The sequence below is a fragment of the Embleya sp. NPDC050493 genome (genome assembly GCF_044458105.1).
Classification (GTDB): Bacteria; Actinomycetota; Actinomycetes; order Streptomycetales; family Streptomycetaceae; genus Embleya.
Genome location: NZ_JBITHP010000010.1, coordinates 213,730 through 234,934, shown reverse-complemented (window position 1 = coordinate 234,934; position 21,205 = coordinate 213,730). Strand labels below are relative to the sequence as shown.

The following is a 21,205-nucleotide window of genomic DNA, read 5'->3' as shown; positions in this document are numbered from 1 at the left end:
GGGATCCCTGGGTGAGGCCTGGTGGCGCGATCGCGTGGTCATCGCGGGTGATCGCGATCAAGCCTATCCATGCCGGAACCGTGGTGTGCCCGCCGGTCGTCCGAGAACGTGGTTGTACACGGCGTTGTATTACGCTCCTTGGACGCGCTTACACGGTTGACAATGATGCGAGGAACTGCTTTGGCCCCCACCGACTGCCCGGATGTCTCCGTTGTCGTGATCGTTTACAACGATGCCGAGCGGCTGCCTGTCGCGGTCGGGTCGGTCCTCGATCAGTCGCTGCGCAACGTCGAGGTGATCATCGTCGACGACCACAGCACCGACGGTTCGGGCGCGGTGGCGGATCGACTGGCGGCGAGTCATCCCGGGCGGATTCGGGCGATCCACCTGCCCGAGAACAGCGGTGGTTGCAGTCGCCCGCGCAATGTCGGCATCGACCACGCCCGCGCGAAGTACGTGATGCTGCTCGACAGCGACGACGAGTTCGACCGTCACGCGTGCCGGAATCTGTTCGTCAAGGCCGAGGAGACGAACGCCGACTTCGTTGCCGGACGTGTCCTGCGCGTGCACGTGAACAAGCGCAACAAGATCACCCCGTGGTTTCCGCAGGTCTACGGAAAGACCGTGGACGCAGCCGGCATCTCCGAATTCCCGACGATGTTCTGGGACATGTTGTCCACGAACAAGATCTACCGTCGGGAATTCCTCGACGAGAACGAGATCCGCTTTCCGGACGGCCTCTTCTACGAGGACATGCTGTTCGCGACCCGGGTCTACACGGCGGCCGAGCGTTTCTCGGTGATCCCGCAGAGCGTGTACCGCTGGATGGTCAAGGAGCAGGCGGCGACGCAGTCCATCACGCACCGCCGGCACGAGTTCAAGAACTTTTCCGACCGGATCCACATCCACCGCGAGATGGACCGGGTCCTGGACGGTCGGGTCAGCGACGACGTGCTCGAACTCAAGGCCGAGCGCTTCCTGCGCCACGACCTGCGGCTGTACCTCAACGATCTGCCGGAATTCCCCGACGACTACCGCGCCAAGTTCATGAAGTTGGCCGCCGAGTACCTCACCGAGGTCCCGGAGCGGATCCTGAACCCGGTCCTGGACCGGATCCAGCAGCCGCTGGCCATCGCGGTATTCATGATCCAGCGGGGCGACTTCGAGGGTCTGATGACCGCGATCGACTTCCTGCACCACAAGTGGAAGCTGTCCACCGATCTGGTCGTCCGCGACGACCGGGTCTACTGGTGCGACCGTCACCTGGACACCGAGGAGGGACGTCGGCGTCTGGACGTGACCGCCTACGGCATCCCCGAGCGCCCGTTCCATCGGCTGTACTTCCACAACCGGATCGTCTCGATGGCCGATGCCGGCGCAGGTCGGGTGGCCCTCTCCGGCGAGATCGTCAACCAGCTCGGTCGGATCCCCCGGGAGGGCTTCGAGGTCGCGATAGACGTCGGTTCCACCAAGCCGGGCATGCAGCACAAGGCCTTCAAGGTGTCCCGGGCCGAGCACCACGGCGACCGGATCACCTGGCAGGGCACGATCGACCTGGCCGGGCTCGACCGTCCGGGCGGCCTGCGCGAGCGGGTCTGGAACGTGCGAACCCGGTTGCGGGTGGCCGGCGAGGAGAACTTCACCCCCGTCGCAGTCGACCCACGGTCCCTGCCCGAACTGCGGTTCGCGGTGCAGCCCAAGATCGGCCCGGTCGCGGGTGACCACCTGGAGGCGTACGCGACCGCGCACCGCAACCTCGCCTTCCGCCTGATCAACCTCGGCAGCACGAGCATCGCGGTGCGCAACGCCGCGGAACGTGTGCTGGCCGATCCGCGCGCGGTCAAGGCCCGCAGGTCGGCCGGCCGGACCATCTCGTCGCTGCGCAAGCTCAGGAACGACGGTACGACCAAGGCGTCGGTGTACAAGAAGGTGCTGATGAAGGCGCCGATCCAGAGCAATCTGGTCGTCTTCGAGTCACACCTGGGCAAGCAGTACAGCGACTCTCCGCGTTACATCTACGAGGAACTGCGTCGGCGCGGGCTCCCGTGGGAGGTGGTGTGGGCCTACGAGGACAGCCCCAAGGGATTCCCCAAGGACGCCACCCTGGTCAAGCGCTACAGCTGGGAACATCTGTGGGCGCTGGCGCGGGCCCGCTACTGGGTGGACAACCACGCGGTGCCCTCGATGTGCCCCAAGCGGCCCGGGCAGGAGTACATCCAGACGTGGCACGGCACCGCCCTCAAGCGGATGGGCTTCGACCTGCCGTCGGTCAAGCGTGGTTCGCAGGGCTCGATCGAGTCCCTGCGCGCTCAGTTCAGGCGCTGGGACTACTTCATGGTCCGCTGTGACCACGACCTGCAAACCCTGGTCCCCGCGTTCGAGTACACCGGTGAACTCCTCGAGTACGGCTACCCCCGCAACGACCTGTTGCAGCAGGACGGCCGGACGGCGGCGCGCGATCGGGTGCGCGCCGCCCTGGACATCCCGGCGGACAAGCGGGTCGTGTTGTACGCGCCGACCTATCGCGAGTCGGCCCGGAACGGTCGGCACGACTTCGACCTGCGGATCGACCTGGAGGAGTTCCGCGACCGGTTGGGCGAGGACTTCGTGCTGTTGGTTCGGCCGCACTACCTCGACACGTTCCAAATCCCGTTCCAGTACTCCTCGTTCGTGCGCAATGTCGCGGATTACCACGACATCACCGAACTGTTGAACATCACCGACGTCCTGGTCACCGACTATTCGTCGCTGATGTTCGACTACGTGCTCACCGGGCGGCCGATCCTCTTCTTCACCTACGACTACGACGAGTACACGCGTGAGGAACGCGGCGCATACTTCGATCTGCGCGAGCTGGCCCCGGGGCCGGTCGTCGAGGACGGCGACGCGTTGCTCGCGGCGCTCGCACGCGTGGACGAGACACACAGCGAATACCAGGGGGCGTACAAGTCCTTCGTGGACCGATTCGCCAATTTCGACAAGGGCGACGCGGCGCGGCGCGTCGTCGATCGTTTCTTTGCGGGTAAGCAGCGGGGAGTGGACGCATGAGCGTCAAGCGCGACATCTTCATCGTCGCCAACAACATCGAGGAGCTCGGCGGCGTCCAGCGCTGGGTGCACGTGATGGCCGACCTGTTCACCAAGGCCGGCCACCGGGTGCACGCGATCGGTCTGGTGCACCCGCAACAGTCCTACCCGCAGGCCCTGGATGGTTCGTACCGCACGACCACGATCCACGAGGTGCACCCGCCCAACCCCACCTACGGCAGCCTGCGCAGGCGCGCGATGCCCAAGGCCGCCTTGGACAACGCCCGTCGCCGTACGGCGATCAGGAAGGGCGCCCAGGAACTGTCCCGGATCTTCCGGGGCGCGCGTTCCGGCGGCGTGGTGATCTGCACGCAGGTCTGGGCGATGGAGTGGCTCCTGGAGGCCGACACCCACGGCATGCCGGTGATCGGCATGAGCCACGAGTCGATGGCGGCGTCCAAGAGCACCTCCCGCTACGGCCGGATCAAGCTCTTCTATCCGGGGGTGGACCGCTTCCTGCTGCTCACCCAGGAGGATGCGGACGCGTGGGCGCTCACCGGCATGTCCCAGTCGGGTGCGATGCCCAACCCGCTGACCGCGGACATTCCGGGTATCTCCTCGTTGACTGCCAGGACCGTCGTCGCGTTCGGCCGGTTGTCCCACGAGAAGGGCTTCGATCTGCTGATCGAGTCCTGGCGGGACGTCGCGCGTGTGCACCCGGACTGGACCCTGCGGATCTACGGCGAGGGCCCCGAGGAGGCCGCCCTGCGGGCGCAGATCGCCGCCGCGGCGCTGACCGGGTCGGTCGAGCTGATGGGACAGACGGCGGACGTGGGCGGTGCGCTGATGGAGGCCTCGATGCTCGTACTGCCCTCGCGGCAGGAGGGCTGGGGCCTGGTCCTGGTCGAGGCGATGACCGCCGGCGTGCCGTGTGTGGCGTTCGACTGCGCGCCCAGCATCCGAGAGATCATCACGGACGAAAAGGATGGTCTCGTGATCGTCCCGGGCAACGTGCTGGAGTTCGGCAAGGCGATCAACCGCCTGATCGAGGACTCCGGACTGCGCGAGAGCCTGGGCGGGGCGGCCGAGGCGAGTGCGCAGCGATACAGTCCGGATCGGATCGTCGCCCAATGGGAGCGGGAGTTCGACTCGTTGTACCGCTGAACCGACCCGACGCGGCGGGCATCGACTCGGTTGCGGACATTCGCGCGACCCCGACAGTATGTCTCGACGTCTCGCCGTGACGGATGCGGCGGCCGCTCTGCTCGGCCCCGGTCGGCAGAATCGCCGACTCCTCGGCGACGAAGCGTAGTTCCACAATCGAACCCAAGGAGTGATGACGCCTGTCCACGGCATTGGTCATCACCGCGCCGGCTTCGTCGAGTGTCGGCGACGCCGGCGCAGCCGACCCGGCTCTGCTGCTCGCCGAACTCGCCGCGCTGACCCGGGCGGTGCCCGACGTCGCCGTCGTGCCCACGGCCGGGCTCGACCTGCGGATCGCGTCCGACACCGGCCGCGTCGCCCTGGTCGATCAGCGGTTCGTCGGACACCGCCACGCATTGCGGCTGGCGATCGCGGACACCCGCTTCCCGGCCACGCACGTGCCCGGTGTGCTCGTCGTCGAGGGCGACGCGCGCGCCGAGGCCGGCCGGGTGCTCGCCGAACTCGGGCGACTGCCCGCCGACATCAGCGTGCCGGACGCGATCGCCGAACGCATGATCGCCGACGGTCGGGTGTCGCTGCGCGAGGTCCCGCTCGGCGACCTGGTCGCCGTGGTACCGCGCGATCACGCCGAACGCGAGCACGCACTGGCCGCGGTGGACGCCGTGGACGAGGAGCGGATCCGGCTGAACTCGGCGGTCAAGGCCCGCGACGGGTTCTTCACCACCTTCGCGGTGAGCACCTGGTCGCGCCATCTCGCGCGTTGGTGCGCCCGTCGGGGGCTGACGCCCAATCAGGTCACCGTCGCCTCGCTGTTCGTCGCACTCGCCGCCGCGGCGGGCGCCGCCACCGGCACCCGCGCCGGCTACGTCGGTGCCGCCGTGGGCCTGTACCTCTCCTTCGTCCTGGACTGCACCGACGGCCAACTCGCCCGCTACGCGGTGAGTTACTCGCGGATCGGCTCGTGGCTGGACGCCACCTTCGACCGGGCCAAGGAGTACGCGGTCTACGCCGGCCTGGCCATGGGTGCGGCCCGGCACGACGACGACGTGTGGACCCTCGCCCTGGTCGCCATGGTCGTGATGACCACCCGACACATCGTCGACTTCGCCTTCAACGAGACCCGCCGCGGCATCGGCGGCGGGGACGACGACAGTGCCGACGGCGGCGCCGGCGCCAAGCTCTCCGGCAAGCTGAACTCGGTCGGTTGGACCGTGTGGGCACGACGGATGATCATCCTGCCGATCGGCGAGCGCTGGGCGCTGATCGCCCTGCTCACCGCGACCACCACGCCGCGGATCACCTTCGTCGTGCTGATCGTCGGCTGCGTGCTGGCCGCCTGCTACACCTCGCTGGGCCGGATCCTGCGCTCGCTGCCGCGGCGCACCGCGTTCGTCGCGCAGGTGGGCGAACACCTCGCCGCGCTCGCCGACAGCGGCCCGCTCGCCGAGGCGGTGGCCCGACTGCGGCTGCGCGTGCCCGCTCCCGCCGCCGCGCTGGTCGGCACCGCCGCCCTGCTCGCCGTGCTGCTCGCGGGCGGCGCCGGCGAGTGGTGGGGCCTGGCCGGTGCCGGTGTGTACGCGCTGTGCGCCGGCGTGGCGATCGGCCGGCCGCTGGTGCGTCGGCTCGACTGGGTGGTGCCGCCGGTGTTCCGGGCCGCGGAGTACGCCGCGATCACCATCCTCGCCGCCAAGGTGGCGCCCACCGCGGTGGCCGCGGCGTTCGGCTTGGTCGCGGCCACGGCCTACCATCACTACGACACGGTGTACCGCCTGCGTGGCGGCTACGGGGCACCGCCCCGCGCACTGGTGTGGCTGGTCCTGGGTCACGAGGGGCGTGTGCTCCTGGTGACCGTGCTGGCCGCACTGGGATCGGGGACCCTGCGCACCGGCCTGATCGTGACGGCCGTCGTGCTCGCGGCGATCGTGCTCACCGAGAGTGTCACGTTCTGGGTGCGCGGTGCGCGCCCGGACATCGAGGACGCGACTCCGGTGGGACCGGCCCCCACGGCCTCGACGCCGTCGTACCGCCCCCTGGAGGCCGCCGCCGCGGCGGCCTCCGATCGAACTGGAGACCTCTCATGATCGGCCTCGTTCTCGCCGCCGGCGCCGGCCGCCGGCTGCGCCCGCATACCGACACGTTGCCCAAGGCCCTGGTGCCGGTGGGCGCGCCCGGTGCGCCGGACAGCGAACGATCGATCCTGGAGGTCACGCTGTCGCACTACGCCGCGGTCGGGCTGACCGAGGCCGCGATCGTGGTCGGCTACTGCGGTGACGCGATCCGCGATCGGCAGAGCGTGCTGGAGCGTCGGTACGGCCTGAAGCTGCACATGGTCGACAACGACAAGGCCGAGGAGTGGAACAACGCCTACTCCCTGTGGTGCGCGCGCGACTTCCTCGCGGACGGTGTGCTGCTGGCCAACGGCGACACGCTGCACCCGGTCTCGGTCCAGGAGACCATGCTGGCCGCTCGGGACGACGCCAAGGGCATCATCCTGGCCCTGGACACCGCCAAGCCGCTCGCCGACGAGGAAATGAAGGTCACCCTCGGCGAGGACGGCCGGATGCGCCGGATCACCAAGCTGATGGACCCCACCGAGGCGGCCGGCGAGTACATCGGCGTCACGCTGATCGAGGGCCACGCGGCGCCCGCGCTGATCGAGTCGCTCCAGGCGACCTTCGAGCGCGACCCGCAGCTGTACTACGAGGACGGCTACCAGGAACTGGTCGTCCGGGGCGGTCGGGTCGACGTGCAGCCGATCAGCGCGCCGGACACCCGGGTGCCGTGGACCGAGATCGACACCACCGAGGACCTCACGGTCGCGCGGGAGATCGCGTGCCGGTACTGACCCGACTGGTCCCCACACCGCTCACCGTCGACATTCGCGCGGGCGCGGTCGACGACCTCGCGGCCATCCTGGCCGACCGCCGGGTCTCCACCTCGGGCCGGATAGCGGTCGTGGTCAGCGAAGGCTCCGGCGCGCGACTGCGCGAGCGCTTCGCCCCACAACTGCCGGGCGCCGAGTGGTACAGCGTCGCCGGCGGCACGCTGACCGCCGCCGTCGACCTGGCCGACCGGATGCGCGGCGGGGCCTACGACGCGGTGGTCGGCCTCGGCGGCGGCCGGGTCCTGGACGCGACCAAGTACGCCGCCGCGCGCGTGGGCCTGCCCATGGTCGCGGTCGCCACCAACCTCGCCCACGACGGCATCGCGTCGCCGGTGAGCATCCTCGACAACGACGCCGGCCGCGGCTCCTACGGTGTGCCCACGCCGATCGCGCTGGTGGTGGACCTGGACCTGGTCCGCGCCGCACCGCAGCGTTTCGTGCGCTCCGGCATCGGCGAGTCGTTGTCCAACCTGTGCGCGGTCGCCGACTGGGAACTCTCCCAGCGGGAGACCGGCGAGCCGGTGGACGGTCTGGCGGTCGCGCTGGCCCGTACCTCCGGCGACACGATGCTGCATCGCCCCGGTGGTATCGAGGACGACGACTTCCTCGTGGCCCTGGCCGAGGGCCTCGTACTCTCCGGCATCGCGATGTCCGTGGCCGGCACCACACGTCCCTGCAGCGGGGCCTGCCACGAGATCTCGCACGCGATCGACCTGCTTTACGGCGAGCGCGACGGACACGACGGGCTGCACGGGGAACAGGTCGGCCTGGGCGCCGCGTTCGCCACGCACCTGCGCGGCGACGTCGAGCTGACGAGGCTCTTGACGAGCACTCTCGATCGGCACAAGCTGCCGTTCGTGCCGGAGCATCTCGGCTTGACCATAGACGAATTCGTGGCGGCGGTGAGTCACGCGCCCCAGACCCGTCCGGGCCGCTTCACCATCCTCGAACATCTCGACCTCGACAATGACGCCATCCGGGATTCGGTGACCGAATATGTCCACACCTACGGCGGCTGAGCTTCGCTCGGTCGTACACCCCGAGGGCCTGCTCGACCGGCGCAGTGGCGAACACTGGGCCGGGCGCATCTACATGCGGCAGATCTCCCTCCAGGTCACCCGACGCATCGTCGGGACCCGGGTGACGCCCAACGGGCTCACCTACATGATGATCCTCGCGGGCATCGCCGCGGGCGCCGCGCTGATCCTGCCCGGCATCGCCGGACCGCTCGCGGCGCTGATCCTGGTGCAGCTCTACCTGCTGCTCGACTGCGTCGACGGCGAGGTGGCCCGCTGGCGCCGGCAGACCTCGGTCACCGGTGTCTACCTCGACCGGGTCGGCCACTACCTCTCCGAGGCGGCGCTGCTCTCCGGCGCCGGCCTGCACGCCGCGGGCGTGTTGGACGGCGGCGGCTTCAACGGCTACGCGACGCTGGGTGTGGTCGCCGCGCTGGGCGCGATCCTGATCAAGTCGGAGACCGACCTGGTCGACGGCGCCCGGGCCAAGAGCGGCCTGCCGCCCGTGCAGGACGCCGCCGCCGTGCCGCGCTCCTCGGGTGCGGCCTCGGCCCGCAAGCTGGTCGCCTCGCTCAAGTTCCACCGCCTGGTCGGCGCCGTCGAGGCGTCGATCTTCCTGCTTCTGGCGGGCGTGCTCGACCTGGTGGCCGACGACGGCGGCCTGCTGTACAGCAGGATCGCGGTCGGCGCGCTCGCCGCCATCGCGCTCCTGCAGACCGTGCTGCACCTGATCAGCGTGCTCATGTCGAGCAGGCTTCGGTGACCGCCGAGGCTGCCCCGGGGCAGCGCACCGGCGACGTCGCCGCGGCGGATCGCATCACGCTCGGCGCGGTCGTGCTGACCATGGGCGACCGGCCGGTCGAGCTGGACCGGCTGCTGCGTTCGGTCGCCGATCAGGTCGGCGACCCGATGGCGGTGGTCGTGGTGGCCAACGGCGGTCCGCTGCCGGAATTGCCCGAGGGCGCGGTGGGCATCCCCCTGCCGAAGAACGTGGGCATTCCCGCCGGCCGCAACGTGGGCACCGCGGGCCTGCCCGCGGGCACCGACGTGGTGCTCTTCCTCGACGACGACGGCCGCCTCGGCGGCACCGACGCCGGTCGGTTGTTGCGCGAGGCGTTCGCGGCGAACCCGCGCCTGGGCATCGTCAGCTTCCGGATCGTGGACCCGGAGAGCGGCGAGACCCAGCGCCGACACGTGCCCAGGATCCGGGTCGGCGACCCGCTGCGTTCGGGCCCGGTGACCACCTTCCTCGGCGGCGCGAGCGCGGTTCGTGCGGCCGTGCTGGCGGAGGTCGGCGGGCTGCCCGACGACTTCTTCTACGCGCACGAGGAGACCGACCTCGCGTGGCGCGCGCTCGACGCGGGCTGGGAGATCGAGTACCGCGCGGACATCGTGCTGGAGCACCCCAAGACCAGCCCGGCGCGGCACGCGGCATTCTTTCGGATGAATGCGCGCAACCGCGTCTACCTGGCCCGGCGCAACCTGCCGTGGCCGATCGTGCCCGCCTACCTGGGCACCTGGGTCGTCCTCACCGCCGCCCGCAGGCCGTCCAGGGAGAACGCCCAGGCCTGGGTGGCAGGCTTCCGCGAGGGGTGGAAGACCCCGAGCGGCCCGCGCAAGCCGATGTCCTGGCGGACCGTCTGGCGGATGACCAGGCTCGGCCGCCCGCCCGTCATCTGACAGGCTGGAATTCTCGTACCGTTTCGATTTCGATCCGACGCAGACGAAAGTGTCAACGTGGCCAACAGCGCGCAGGCCGACACCCTGAGCCCACAGGGGACGTCGGCGCCCCCCGGTTCGTCCGAACCTCTGGCGGATCTCGCCGCCCGCTACAAGCTGACGGTCAGCGGCGCCCGACCGGGGTTGTTCTCGTACACGAAGCAGCTCTGGGCCCGGCGCCACTTCGTGGTCGCCTTCGCCAACGCCAAGACCCGGGCGACCTACAGCACCGCCAAGCTCGGCCAGGTATGGCAGGTGCTCACCCCGCTGCTGAACGCGGCCGTGTACTACCTGATCTTCGGCTACCTGGTGAAGACCAAGGGCGGCATCGACAACTACGTCGCCTTCCTGGTCACCGGCGTCTTCGTGTTCACGTTCACCCAGAGCGCGGTCCTCGCGGGCAGCCGGGCGATCAGCGACCAGCTCAACCTGATCCGCGCGCTGCACTTCCCGCGCGCGTGCCTGCCGATCTCGTTCACCATCGTGCAGCTCCAGCAGCTGCTGTTCTCCATGGTCGTGCTCTGCGCGATCGTGTTGGGCACCGGTGAGCCGCTCAGCCTGAAGTGGCTGCTCATCCTGCCCGCACTGATGCTGCAGTTCGTCTTCAACGTCGGCCTGAGCCTGGTGCTGGCCCGCATCGGCGCCGTGATGGTGGACATCAAGCAGCTGCTGCCGTTCATCCTGCGTACCTGGCTGTACCTCAGTGGCGTCTTCTACAGCCTGGACAACTACACCAAGACGGCGCCGGCCTGGGTGGCACACGTGCTGGAGGCGAACCCGGGCGCGGTGTACATCGAGCTGGTGCGCGATGCGCTGATCGAGAGCCACACCAACGTTCCCCCGCACACGTGGGCCTACGCCATCGGCTGGGCGATCGTGATGGGCTTCGGCGGTTACGTGTACTTCTGGAAGGCGGAAGAGAGGTACGGCCGTGGCTGAGCAGCCGGCAATCATGAGTTGGAGCGAGGTCACCGCGACGCCGGAGGCCGAGGTGCCCGAACAGAGCCAACCGCAACAACCGCAGCAGCCCGCCCGGCAGGAGGAGGTGCCGCCGACCGTCGTGGTCGACGACGTGCACCTGATCTACCGGGTACACGGTGCCTCCTCCGGCAAGGGCAGCGCGACCTCCGCGCTGTCCCGGTTGGCGCTGCGCAAGAAGGCCACCGGCGTCACCGAGGTGCACGCGGTGCGCGGCGTCAGCTTCGTCGCGTACAAGGGCCAGGCGATCGGCCTGATCGGCCGCAACGGCTCCGGCAAGAGCACGCTGCTCAAGTGCATCGCCGGTCTGCTGCCGCCCACCAGGGGCAAGATCTACAGCGACGGCCAGCCGTCGCTGCTGGGCGTCAACGCCGCGATGATGAACGACCTCACCGGTGAGCGGAACATCATCCTGGGCTGCCTGGCGATGGGCATGACGCAGCGCGAGGCCGAGGACCACTACGACGAGATCGCCACGTTCTCCGGCCTGAACAACTACAACGGCAAGGACTTCACCAAGCTGCCGATGCGCACGTACTCGTCCGGCATGGCGGCCCGTCTGCGGTTCTCCATCGCCGCCGCGCGGACGCACGACGTGCTGATGATCGACGAGGCACTGGCCACCGGCGACCGCGAATTCCAGCTCAAGAGCGAGGCCCGGATCCGCGAGCTGCGCAAGGAGGCCGGCACGGTCTTCCTGGTCAGCCACAGCATGAAGTCGATCCGGGACACCTGCGACCGGGTGATCTGGCTCGATCAGGGCGTGATCAAGATGGACGGGCCGATGGCGGAGGTCGTCAACGCCTACGAGGGCAAGTAGCGGCACCGCACCTGCGGAATCACCGCGCTGCCCGCATCACCCGCACCATCCGCACCACAATGCACCACTCGAAGGGGTTCACCGGTGTCCTTGCAGGTCCTGGCGGAGAGTACCGACGACAACCTCGACATCGAGGTCCTGCGGGACGTCAACGGGCTCACCGAACACACCTCATGGGCACACGGGGGCATGGAGTTCATGGGCGAGTACGGCATGTTCGCCGTACTCGCCGTACTCGCCCTGCTCGCGTGGTGGCGGGCCCGGAGTCGAGCCGACCACACCGCGGCCATGGCCGGCCTCGTGTGGGCCCCGCTCGCGGCCCTGGTCGCGGAGTTGGCGAACGCGCCGCTGCGCGACTTCGTGGATCGGCCGCGTCCGTTCCTGAGCCACGACGGGCTGCACGTGCTCGTCGAGGGCAAGACCGATCCGTCCTTCGCCTCCGACCACGCACTGACCACGATGGCGCTGGCGGTGGGGATCCTGCTGGTGGACCGCCGGATCGGGATCCTGGCGGTGCTGGCGTCGGTGTTCACCGGCTTCGCCCGGTTGTACGTGGGCGTGCACTACCCGACCGACGTGCTCGCCGGATTTGCGCTCGGCGCGCTGGTGGCGCTGGTCGGCTCGATGTTCATGGGCCGAGTCCTGGAACCGGTGGTGCGGCTGGTCGAACGCGGGCCGCTGCGTCCGCTGGTCACGGCCGAGCCGCGCCCGGCCGGGTGACGGCGGCGTGGCCGAGGGGGCGGACACGATGGGGACGGACACCGAGGGCGGCCGGGACGCAGCCCGCCTGGGCGAACGGCTGAGCCTGCGCGAACAGGTCGCGCGCGCGATCCGGGCCGCCCTGGTGGCGGGCCGGATGCAGCCCGGGGTGGTCTATTCGGCGCCCGCCCTGGCCACCCGATTCGGGGTGTCCGCGACGCCGGTCCGCGAGGCACTGCTCGATCTGGCCAAGGACGGTCTGGTCGAGCCGGTCCGCAACAAGGGCTTTCGGGTCCGCAGCATGTCCGCCGCCGACCTGGACGACATCCACGACCTGCGTGAACTCCTGGAGATACCGATCGTCGGGCGGCTCGCCGAGGACGGCTGCGCGCCCGCGCTGCCGGCCCTGCGGGCGCTGGTCGACGAACTCGCCGACGCGGTCGAGCGCGTGGACGCGCCGGCCTACGTGGACGCCGACGATCGTTTCCACGCCCACCTGCTCGGTCTGGCGGGCAACGCGCGTCTGGTCAGGATGGTCGCCGAACTGCGGGCCCAGGCCCGGTTGTACGGTCCGCGTCCGCTGGCCGATCCGGCCGACCGGAGCCTGATCGCCGCCGAGCACCACCGGTTGCTCGACCTGATCGAGGCCGGTGATCGGGCCGGTGCCGAGGAGTTGACCCGGCGGCACCTGGCCTGGTCGCGCCGCCCGGCCCCGGACGCGCCGCCCGCCGACTCGCCGTTCCCCGACGCGTCGTCCCTCGAACGGCCGTAACCCGGCGTCGCCTCGCTCGTTGTCCCGTCGAGCCGCCGCCGCGTGGCCGGCCGTCACGCGAGGATTCCGAGCATCCGGGAGAACCCCACATGTTGGTCCGCACCGCGCTCACGGGTGTCTGCTGCGCCCTCCTCCTGGCCGGGGCCACCGGCTGTCAGGGTGACGACGTGCAACCTCAGGGAGCGCAGGCCAAGGGCAGTAGTGGGGCCGCGAACGGTCCCTCCGAGGCGGTCCTGGCGGTCCGCAAGGCGGCCGATGTCACCACCGGCGCGAAGAGTTCGCGCACCCGCACCACGATGACCATGCAAAACGCCGACCGGGTGGTCAAGCTCACCGGGCAGGGCATGTTCGACTACGTCCGGCATATCGGCTCGCTCACCGTGGACGCGCCCAAGGAGTCGGGCATCGCCGGCCCGCTCCAGGAGATCCTCACCCCCGACGCGCTCTACATGAAGAACGGGTCGCCGGGCGTGCCCAAGGACAAGTGGGTGCGGCTGGCGATCGACGGGCTGGCCGACGGCAATCTGGTCAGCGGCGGTGCCACCGACCCCGGGACGTCCTTCGAGATACTGCGCGGGGTCAACGACGACGTGGTGCTCGTGGGCACCGAGAAGCTCGGCCCGGACACCGTGCGGCACTACCGGGGCACCCTCGACATCCGCAAGGCGCACGATCTGACCGCGCCGGAGGTGCGCGGCCCGCTGGCCGCCGCGCTCAAGACCTTCGACGGCGCGCCGATCCCGTTCGACGCCTACCTCGACGACGCCGGTCGGCTGCGCAAGGTCGAGGAGTCGTTCGCGTTCGTGATGGGCCCGGACCAGGGCAAGACGCCGCCGTCCGCGAAGGTGCTCTCCGCGGCGGAGTTGTACGACTTCGGCGTGGTTGTCGACGTCAAGCCGCCCGAGGCCAAGGATCTGTACGTCGCGCCGAACCCGTCCCGCACACCGGCGGCACGCGGCTGAGCCACTCGCGCGGAGTCGTTCCGGGCGGTCCCCATATGACCCAGGCGTGCCATGTCGGCCCCACGGAGCCGCCCGTACGCTGGATGGGCCGAGGCCCGTCCGGGGTGCGCACGAGGAGGTGATGTGGGTGTCACGGTTCTCCGATCGCGGTGTACACGACCATGTCGTCCTCGACGAGATCGAGCTCTACGGCGACCTGATGATCGCGGCGTCGGCGAGCGAGGGTCCGCTCACACAGGCCCAGATCGACGCGGTGCTCGGACTCGCCGGCGGCTGGGGGACGGCGACCCACACCCGGGCCGGCCCCCGTCGCCGCGGCCTCAGGAGCGCACCAGGCGTGCGATCGCCTGGGACGCCTCCTTGACCTTTTCGTCCGCTTCCGGGCCGCCCTTTTCCACCGCGTTCGCGACGCAGTGCGCCAGATGTTCCTCCAGCAGGCTGAGCGCGAACGATTGCAGTGCCTTGGTCGCCGCGGAGACCTGCGTCAGGATGTCGATGCAGTATTCGTCCTCGGAGACCATCCGCTGCAACCCGCGGATCTGCCCCTCGGCCCGGCGCAGCCGCTTGAGGTGCTCGTCCTTGCGCCCGCTGTAGCCGTGTCCGTGTCCCGATGCGCCGGGCGTCGCCGTCGTGTCCGGCGTCTGCGGATCCTGTTCCACCGTCGTCTCCCGTGTCTCTGCGGCCGTTCCCCACGTGTCCATGGCCCGATCGGGTGACCGTCCATGACCGAATTTACCCCCGGGGGGTATATCCGGCAAGCATTCCGATCACCCGCCGGCGGTATCGGGCGCACGCGCCCGCCGCGGTCGCGGACATCCCGACCGGTTCCCGGATCTCGTCGTGTGATGTGGGCGACATGGATCGAGCGTAGGGCGCACTGTCACTCGAATGCCGCCCTGGCCCATACTCTGGCCGTGTGACGGGCGTCCCAGGCGGCGGAACGGGTGCTTCCGCATGCCCGTTCGTCGCTGTGAGCGCGCGTCTCGTTACCACCGGGTACGGTCGCGGTTCGCGTCGACTCCCCGGTTTGCGTGCACGACCGCCGGAGCGCCTAGCATCGACGCCGACCACTTTCATTATCCCGGAGACCTCCAGTGCGATTGCGTCTGACCCCCAGGGAGACGAGCTTCTACGACATGTTCGCCGCAGCGGCGAGCAACCTGGTCACCGCATCCAAGCTCCTGACGGAGTTGCTCGGCGCAGAGGTCTCCGCTCGTCCGGAGATCGCCGAACGGATGCGCGCGGCCGAGCATGCCGGTGACGACACCACGCATGCGATCATGCGCCAGCTCAACGCCTCCTTCATCACCCCGTTCGACCGCGAGGACATCTACGCCCTCGCCTCGCAACTGGACGATGTCATGGACTACATGGAAGAGGCCGTCGACCTGGTCGTGCTGTATCAGCTCGACGAGCTCCCGCCGCAGGTCGCGGATCAGATCGAGGTGCTGGTCCGGGCCTCGGAACTGACCGCCGAGGCGATGCCCCGGCTGCGCACGATGAAGGACCTGACCGAGTACTGGATCGAGATCAACCGACTCGAGAACCAGGCCGACCAGATCCACCGCAAGCTTTTGGCCCATCTGTTCAGTGGTGCCTACGACGCGTTGACCGTGCTCAAGCTCAAGGGCATCGTCGACGTGCTCGAAGAGGCCGCCGACGGGTTCGAGCACGTGGCGAACACGGTCGAGACGATCGCCGTCAAGGAGTCCTGACCCAGTGGAACTCACTGGTCTGATCATCGTCATCGGCGTCGCGCTCTTCTTCACCTACACCAACGGCTTCCACGACTCGGCCAACGCCATCGCGACCTCGGTGTCCACCCGGGCACTGACCCCGCGAGCGGCGCTGGCCATGGCCGCGGTGATGAACCTCGCGGGCGCCTTCCTCGGCGAAGGCGTCGCCAAGACCGTCAGCGAAGGGCTGATCGCCACCCCCGAAGGCCATCAAGGTCTGGTCATCCTGTTCGCGGCGCTGGTCGGCGCGATCTTCTGGAACCTGCTGACCTGGTACTTCGGCCTGCCCTCGTCCTCGTCGCACGCGCTGTTCGGTGGCCTGGTCGGCGCCGCGCTCGCGGGCTCCAGCACCGTCTACTGGAGCGGTGTCCTCGACAAAGTCGTCATCCCGATGTTCGTGTCGCCGGTGGTCGGCCTGGTCGCCGGCTACCTGGTGATGGTCGGGATCATCTGGTTGTTCCGTAAGTCCAACCCGCACAAGGCCAAGCGCGGTTTCCGGCTGGCGCAGACCGTCTCCGCGGCCGGCATGGCGCTCGGGCACGGTATCCAGGACGCCCAGAAGACGATGGGCATCGTGGTGATGGCGCTGGTGATCAGCGGTCATCAGCAGGGCGACAGCATTCCGGTGTGGGTCAAGCTCGCGTGCGCCGTCACGCTGTCGCTGGGCACCTACGCGGGCGGGTGGCGGATCATGCGCACGCTCGGCCGCAAGATCATCGAGCTGGACCCGCCGCAGGGCTTCGCGGCCGAGACCACGGCCGCCTCGATCCTGTACACCACGGCCTACGTCTTCAAGGCGCCGATCTCCACCACGCACATCATCACCTCGGCGATCATGGGCGTGGGCGCCACCAAGCGGGTCAAGGCGGTGCGCTGGGGCGTCGCCAAGAACATCCTGATCGGCTGGTTCACCACGATGCCGGCCGCCGGCCTGGTCGCGGCCTGCGTGTACTGGATCACCCACCTGATCGTGGGCTGACCCACCGGCCGCGCGCCGCGTACGTAATGCAGGACGTACGGGGCATTCGGTCCGCACGCGACATATCGCACGAGAGGGCCCACACCCGTCCCGGTGTGGGCCCTCTCGCATGTCCATTCGACCGTCCGTCGAAGCCTCGACCGTCAGCCGAACCGGCCGGCGATGTAGTCCGCCGTCGATTCCTCGGTGGGCGCCGAGAAGATCGTCTCGGTGTCGCCGATCTCCACCAGCCGACCGGGCTGACCCGGGCCGGCGAGGTTGAAGAACGCGGTCTTGTCCGAGACGCGCGCGGCCTGCTGCATGTTGTGGGTCACGATCACGATCGTGTACCGCTCCTTCAGCAGCGCGATCAGGTCCTCGATCGCGAGCGTGGAGATCGGGTCGAGCGCCGAGCACGGCTCGTCCATCAGCAGCACCTGCGGCTCGACGGCGATCGCCCGGGCGATGCACAGTCGCTGCTGCTGGCCGCCGGACAGGCCCGCGCCGGGCTTGTTCAGCCGGTCCTTGACCTCGGTCCACAGGTTCGCGCCGCGCAGCGAACGCTCGACGATCGCGTCCAGGTCGCCCTTGCGCTTGATCCCCGCGAGCTTGAGGCCGGCCGCGACGTTGTCGTAGATCGACATGGTCGGGAACGGGTTGGGCCGCTGGAAGACCATGCCGACCGTGCGGCGGACCGCGACCGGGTCGATGTCGCTGCCGTACAGGTCCTGCCCGTCCAGCGCGACCGATCCGTCCACCGAGGCACCCGGGATCAGCTCGTGCATGCGGTTCAGGGTGCGGATGAAGGTGGACTTGCCACAGCCGGAGGGACCGATGAAGGCCGTGACCGAACGCGGCTCCATGGTCATCGAGATGTCCTCGACGGCCTTGTGCGAGCCGTAGTAGGCGTTGAGTCCGGAAACTTCGATGCGCTTGGTCATTCCTGCCTCTGGATCGGTGCGGGTGTCGGTTCCGCGGTCGGCCGACCGGGTTGTCGTGGTGGCCGTCATCGGCCCGCCTTCGGTGCCTTCCAGCGGGCGATCAGCCGCGCCGCCAGGTTCAGGATCATCACGATGACGATCAGCGTGAGCGCCGCGGCCCAGGCCCGCTCCTCGGCGAATCGGTTGCCGGCGTGGTTCTGGTCGAACACGTACAGCGGCAGCGCCGATTGCCACCCCGAGAAGGGGTCGGTGTTGATCGACTGGGTGAGCCCGACCAGCAGCAGCAGCGGAGCGGTTTCGCCGATCACGCGGGCGATGGAGAGCATCACCCCGGTGACGATGCCGCCGAACGCGGTGGGCAGCACCACCTTGAGCACGGTGCGCCACTTGGGGATGCCCAGCGCCAGGCTGGCCTCGCGCAGCTCGTTCGGGACCAGCTTGAGCATCTCCTCGGCGGAGCGCACCACCGTCGGCAACATCAGGATCATCAGCGCGAGCGAACCGGCGAAACCGGACGCCTCGAAGCCCAGCATCATGATCCAGAAGGCGTAGATGAACAGACCCGCGACGATCGACGGCAGACCGGTCATCACGTCCACGAAGAACGTCACCGTCTTGGCGAGTCGACCCCGTCCGTACTCGACCAGGTAGATCGCGGTGAGCAGACCGATCGGGACCGCGATCAGGGCGGCCAGGCCGACCTGCTCCAGGGTGCCGATGATCGCGTGGTAGACACCGCCGGTGTCGTCCCGGGCGCCCACGCCGCGCATCGAGTGGGACAGGAAGTACGGCGTGAGCTTGTCCACGCCGCGCTGGATGGTGTAGCCCAGCAGCGAGATCAGAGGCAGCACGGCCAGCACGAACGTGGTGGAGATCAGGCTGGTGGCGAACCGGTCCCGGGCCCGCCGGCTGTCCTCGAAGCGCCACGAGACGGCGGAGAGGGTGACGATGAAGGCCACGCCGGCGAGGAAGACCGCGAGTGCCCAGTTGTCCAGGGTCAGTTCGAGCAGGATCGTCAGCAGCACGCCGCCGCCCGCGATCGCCCACGGCACCTGACGCGGCAGGGTCCGACGGGTCAGCGACGCCGCACGCGGATCCGGCAGACCCGCGCGACCGGCCTCGACCGCGTCCGTACCGATGCCCGGGCGCTTGTCGCCCGTGTCCAGGACGGTCATGAGTTCGCTCCCGAGAACGCCTTGCGCCGGTTGATGACGATCCGCGCGGCACCGTTGACGAGCAGCGTCATGATGAACAGGACCAGGCCGGAGGCGATCAACGCGCCGCGGCCGATCTCGTTGGACTCGCCGAACTGGTTCGCGATGTTGGCCGCGATCGTGTTGTTGCCCGGGTCCAGGATGTGGATCGAGACGGCGAAGCTGGGGGAGAGCACCATCGCGACCGCGATGGTCTCGCCGACCGCGCGGCCGAGGCCGAGCATCGACGCGCTGATCATGCCGGGCTTGCCGTAGGGCAGCACCGCGATCCGGATCATCTCCCAGCGGGTCGCGCCGAGCGCGAGCGCGGCCTCCTCGTGGGCACGGGGCACCTGGAGGAAGACCTCACGGGTGACCGCCGCGATGATCGGCAGGATCATGATGGCCAGCACGATGCCGACGGTGAACAGCGTGCGCGCGGTGACGCCCGCCTGCTCCTTGTCGAACAGCGGGATCCAGCCGAGGTAGTCGGACAACCACGCGTGCAGGCCGAGCAGTTTGGGGGCCAGGAAGATGTAGCCCCACAGGCCGTAGACCACGCTGGGCACCGCGGCCAGCAGGTCGACGATGTAGCCGAGCGTCTGGGCGATCCGCCGGGGAGCGTAGTGCGTGATGAACAGCGCCACCCCCACCGCGACCGGCACCGCGATGAGCATCGCGATGGTGGCGCTGACAACCGTGCCGAACACGAGCGTGACGACACCGAACGCGGGCTTCGCCGTGTTCGGGTCCCAGCCCTGGTCGGTCAGGAAGCTGCCCTGGTTCTTCGACAGTGCGTCCGTCGCCTTGACCACGAGGAAGATCGCGATCGCGGCCATGATGGCGAGCAGGCTGATGCCGGCGCCGCGGGCGGCACCGGAGAAGATCCGGTCGCCTGGCCGAACCTTGGTGCGCTTGGCCGCGGGGGCCTTGCGCTCGGGTTCCGCCGGTGCGGTGGGAGTGGTGGTGGACATCTCTCTCCGTACGAGTCGGTCGCTCAGCGGGCTCGGACTAGGACAGACCGGCCACGGCGGCGCGAACCTTGTCCGCGACGGTCGTCGGGAGCGGCGCGTAGCCGATGCCCGCGAGGACCTTCTGGCCTTCGGCGCTGGAGGTGTAGTTGAGGAAGGACTTCAGCAGCGGGAGCTTGTCCGCGGCGGTGCCCTTCTCACAGACGATCTCGTAGGTGACCAGGATGATCGGGTACGCGCCCTCGGCCTTGGTCGCGTAGTCGACCGACAGCTTCAGGTCGTTGCCCTCGCCCACGATCTTGGCGGCCTCGACGGCCTTGCCCGCGGCCTCGGGGGTCAGCTTGACCGGGGCCGACGCGCCGGTGTTGATCTGCGCGATGCCCAGGCCGGAGTTCTCCGCGTAGGACTGCTCCATGTAGCTGATGCCGCCCTGCGTCGACTTCACGATCGACGCGACACCCTCGCTGCCCTTGGCACCCTGACCGCCCGGGGCCTTCCAGTCCTGGGCCGCGTCGAAGGTCCAGTCGGCGCCGGCCGCGGCCTTGAGGTACTTGGTGAAGTTCTCGGTGGTGCCCGAGGCCTCGGAGCGGTGCACGGTCTGGATCGCGGTGCCGGGCAGCTGCGCGTTCGGGTTCAGCGCCTTGATCTCGGCGGCGTCCCACTTGGTGATCTTGCCGGAGAAGATGCCGGCGATCGTCTTCGCGTCCAGGACCAGGTCCTTGACGCCGGAGACGTTGTACGCGATGGCGATCGGGCCGGTCACCATCGGCAGGTTGATCGCCTGGCCGGGGGCGCACGCCGCGCCCGCCTTGGCGACCTCTTCCGGCTTGAGCGCCGAGTCGGAGCCGGCGAAGGTGACCTGCTTGTCGAAGAACGACTGACGGCCGGTGCCCGATCCCGAGGACGCGTAGTCGATCGAGGCACCCGAACACTTGGCCTGGTACGCCTTGATCCACTCGTCCATCGCGTTCTTCTGGGCGCTGGAGCCGGCAGCCGCGAGCTTGCCCGTCCCGCAGTCACCCTTGGGGGCCTCGGCGCCGGGGGCGGCCGCGGCCTTCGTCGACGACTTCTTGTCGTCACCCGAGCTGTTGTCGTCGGAGCCACACGCGGCCAGCGTGAGCGCGCCGGCGAGTGCCAGGCCGGTGAAGCCGATACCGCGACGGACACTGCGGGGCCGAATGGTCACGGCGCTCCCTTTCGATCGAACTCAACTCGTGGTGCGGCGTCCCGAACGGGCGCCGTCATCCATGAAGTTAGGCCGTGAGAATGAAGCGATCCGCCGCGCAAAGTGAACCGAGGGTGAACTCGAACGGTCGAGTCAGATAAGCCGACCGCTGGATGAATTGTCCGCTCATGTGCCCATTTA

At 69.1% G+C, this 21,205-nt stretch carries 19 protein-coding genes; 14 read left to right on the top strand and 5 right to left on the bottom strand.

The genetic code is table 11. The annotated features are described in order from the left end of the window. Nucleotides 1-69: 69 nt before the first annotated feature. From ACIBM5_RS21550 to ACIBM5_RS21495, 12 genes are all read left to right on the top strand, one after another. On the top strand, nucleotides 70-3,048 hold the full coding sequence (locus tag ACIBM5_RS21550) for a CDP-glycerol glycerophosphotransferase family protein (protein ID WP_396008317.1): 2,979 nt from the start codon (nucleotides 70-72) through the stop codon (nucleotides 3,046-3,048). After that, nucleotides 3,045-4,190, top strand: a complete 1,146-nt coding sequence (locus ACIBM5_RS21545) for a glycosyltransferase (protein WP_396008316.1) — start codon at nucleotides 3,045-3,047, stop codon at nucleotides 4,188-4,190. The genes ACIBM5_RS21550 and ACIBM5_RS21545 overlap by 4 nt, the downstream gene beginning before the upstream one ends. Nucleotides 4,191-4,441: 251 nt before the next feature. After that, the gene (locus ACIBM5_RS21540; RefSeq protein WP_396008363.1) at nucleotides 4,442-6,271 is read left to right on the top strand and encodes a DUF5941 domain-containing protein; all 1,830 of its coding nucleotides are present in this window, start codon (nucleotides 4,442-4,444) and stop codon (nucleotides 6,269-6,271) included. Next, nucleotides 6,268-7,035, top strand: a complete 768-nt coding sequence (locus tag ACIBM5_RS21535) for a sugar phosphate nucleotidyltransferase (protein ID WP_391588130.1) — start codon at nucleotides 6,268-6,270, stop codon at nucleotides 7,033-7,035. The genes ACIBM5_RS21540 and ACIBM5_RS21535 overlap by 4 nt, the downstream gene beginning before the upstream one ends. Beyond that, a complete protein-coding gene (locus ACIBM5_RS21530) occupies nucleotides 7,023-8,093 on the top strand; it encodes an iron-containing alcohol dehydrogenase family protein (protein WP_396008315.1) in 1,071 nt (356 codons plus the stop codon). The genes ACIBM5_RS21535 and ACIBM5_RS21530 overlap by 13 nt, the downstream gene beginning before the upstream one ends. Continuing rightward, entirely contained in the window at nucleotides 8,071-8,853 is a 783-nt protein-coding gene (locus ACIBM5_RS21525; protein WP_391588132.1) for a CDP-alcohol phosphatidyltransferase family protein, read from the top strand. The genes ACIBM5_RS21530 and ACIBM5_RS21525 overlap by 23 nt, the downstream gene beginning before the upstream one ends. A gap of 80 nt (nucleotides 8,854-8,933) precedes the next feature. After that, complete coding sequence (locus tag ACIBM5_RS21520; RefSeq protein WP_396008362.1) at nucleotides 8,934-9,770, top strand: glycosyltransferase family 2 protein; 837 nt, start codon at nucleotides 8,934-8,936, stop codon at nucleotides 9,768-9,770. A 57-nt stretch (nucleotides 9,771-9,827) separates the two neighbouring features. Next, nucleotides 9,828-10,748, top strand: coding sequence for an ABC transporter permease (locus ACIBM5_RS21515; RefSeq protein ID WP_391588133.1), 921 nt, complete (start codon nucleotides 9,828-9,830; stop codon nucleotides 10,746-10,748). A gap of 13 nt (nucleotides 10,749-10,761) precedes the next feature. Then, on the top strand, nucleotides 10,762-11,607 hold the full coding sequence (locus ACIBM5_RS21510) for an ABC transporter ATP-binding protein (protein WP_396008361.1): 846 nt from the start codon (nucleotides 10,762-10,764) through the stop codon (nucleotides 11,605-11,607). Between the two features lie 84 nt (nucleotides 11,608-11,691). Further along, entirely contained in the window at nucleotides 11,692-12,327 is a 636-nt protein-coding gene (locus ACIBM5_RS21505) for a phosphatase PAP2 family protein (protein ID WP_391588134.1), read from the top strand. 28 nt (nucleotides 12,328-12,355) lie between these two features. Further along, nucleotides 12,356-13,078, top strand: coding sequence for a GntR family transcriptional regulator (locus ACIBM5_RS21500; RefSeq protein ID WP_396008314.1), 723 nt, complete (start codon nucleotides 12,356-12,358; stop codon nucleotides 13,076-13,078). Between the two features lie 89 nt (nucleotides 13,079-13,167). Then, complete coding sequence (locus ACIBM5_RS21495; protein ID WP_396008313.1) at nucleotides 13,168-14,040, top strand: hypothetical protein; 873 nt, start codon at nucleotides 13,168-13,170, stop codon at nucleotides 14,038-14,040. Nucleotides 14,041-14,360: 320 nt separating this feature from the next. Here the strand turns inward: ACIBM5_RS21495 and ACIBM5_RS21490 are convergent, their stop codons facing one another. Beyond that, nucleotides 14,361-14,741: a metal-sensitive transcriptional regulator gene (locus tag ACIBM5_RS21490; protein WP_396008312.1), complete on the bottom strand. Its 381-nt coding sequence runs from the start codon at nucleotides 14,739-14,741 to the stop codon at nucleotides 14,361-14,363. 393 nt (nucleotides 14,742-15,134) lie between these two features. Here ACIBM5_RS21490 and ACIBM5_RS21485 point away from each other — a divergent pair, with 393 nt between their 5' ends. Next, nucleotides 15,135-15,755, top strand: a complete 621-nt coding sequence (locus tag ACIBM5_RS21485; protein ID WP_020552276.1) for a DUF47 domain-containing protein — start codon at nucleotides 15,135-15,137, stop codon at nucleotides 15,753-15,755. Between the two features lie 4 nt (nucleotides 15,756-15,759). Beyond that, nucleotides 15,760-16,755, top strand: coding sequence for an anion permease (locus tag ACIBM5_RS21480; protein ID WP_391588138.1), 996 nt, complete (start codon nucleotides 15,760-15,762; stop codon nucleotides 16,753-16,755). Between the two features lie 143 nt (nucleotides 16,756-16,898). On the opposite strand, the gene pstB is transcribed toward ACIBM5_RS21480, so the two are convergent. The 4 genes from pstB to pstS form a co-directional block, all read right to left on the bottom strand. Further along, the gene (gene pstB / locus ACIBM5_RS21475) at nucleotides 16,899-17,675 is read right to left on the bottom strand and encodes a phosphate ABC transporter ATP-binding protein PstB (protein ID WP_391588139.1); all 777 of its coding nucleotides are present in this window, start codon (nucleotides 17,673-17,675) and stop codon (nucleotides 16,899-16,901) included. A 65-nt stretch (nucleotides 17,676-17,740) separates the two neighbouring features. Continuing rightward, nucleotides 17,741-18,850 (bottom strand): phosphate ABC transporter permease PstA, encoded by a 1,110-nt coding sequence (pstA, locus tag ACIBM5_RS21470; protein ID WP_396008311.1) that lies wholly within the window; start codon nucleotides 18,848-18,850, stop codon nucleotides 17,741-17,743. Beyond that, complete coding sequence (gene pstC / locus ACIBM5_RS21465; RefSeq protein ID WP_396008310.1) at nucleotides 18,847-19,842, bottom strand: phosphate ABC transporter permease subunit PstC; 996 nt, start codon at nucleotides 19,840-19,842, stop codon at nucleotides 18,847-18,849. The genes pstA and pstC overlap by 4 nt, the downstream gene beginning before the upstream one ends. Before the next feature lie 37 nt (nucleotides 19,843-19,879). Next, nucleotides 19,880-21,025: a phosphate ABC transporter substrate-binding protein PstS gene (gene pstS, locus ACIBM5_RS21460; protein WP_391588142.1), complete on the bottom strand. Its 1,146-nt coding sequence runs from the start codon at nucleotides 21,023-21,025 to the stop codon at nucleotides 19,880-19,882. Nucleotides 21,026-21,205 lie beyond the last annotated feature (180 nt).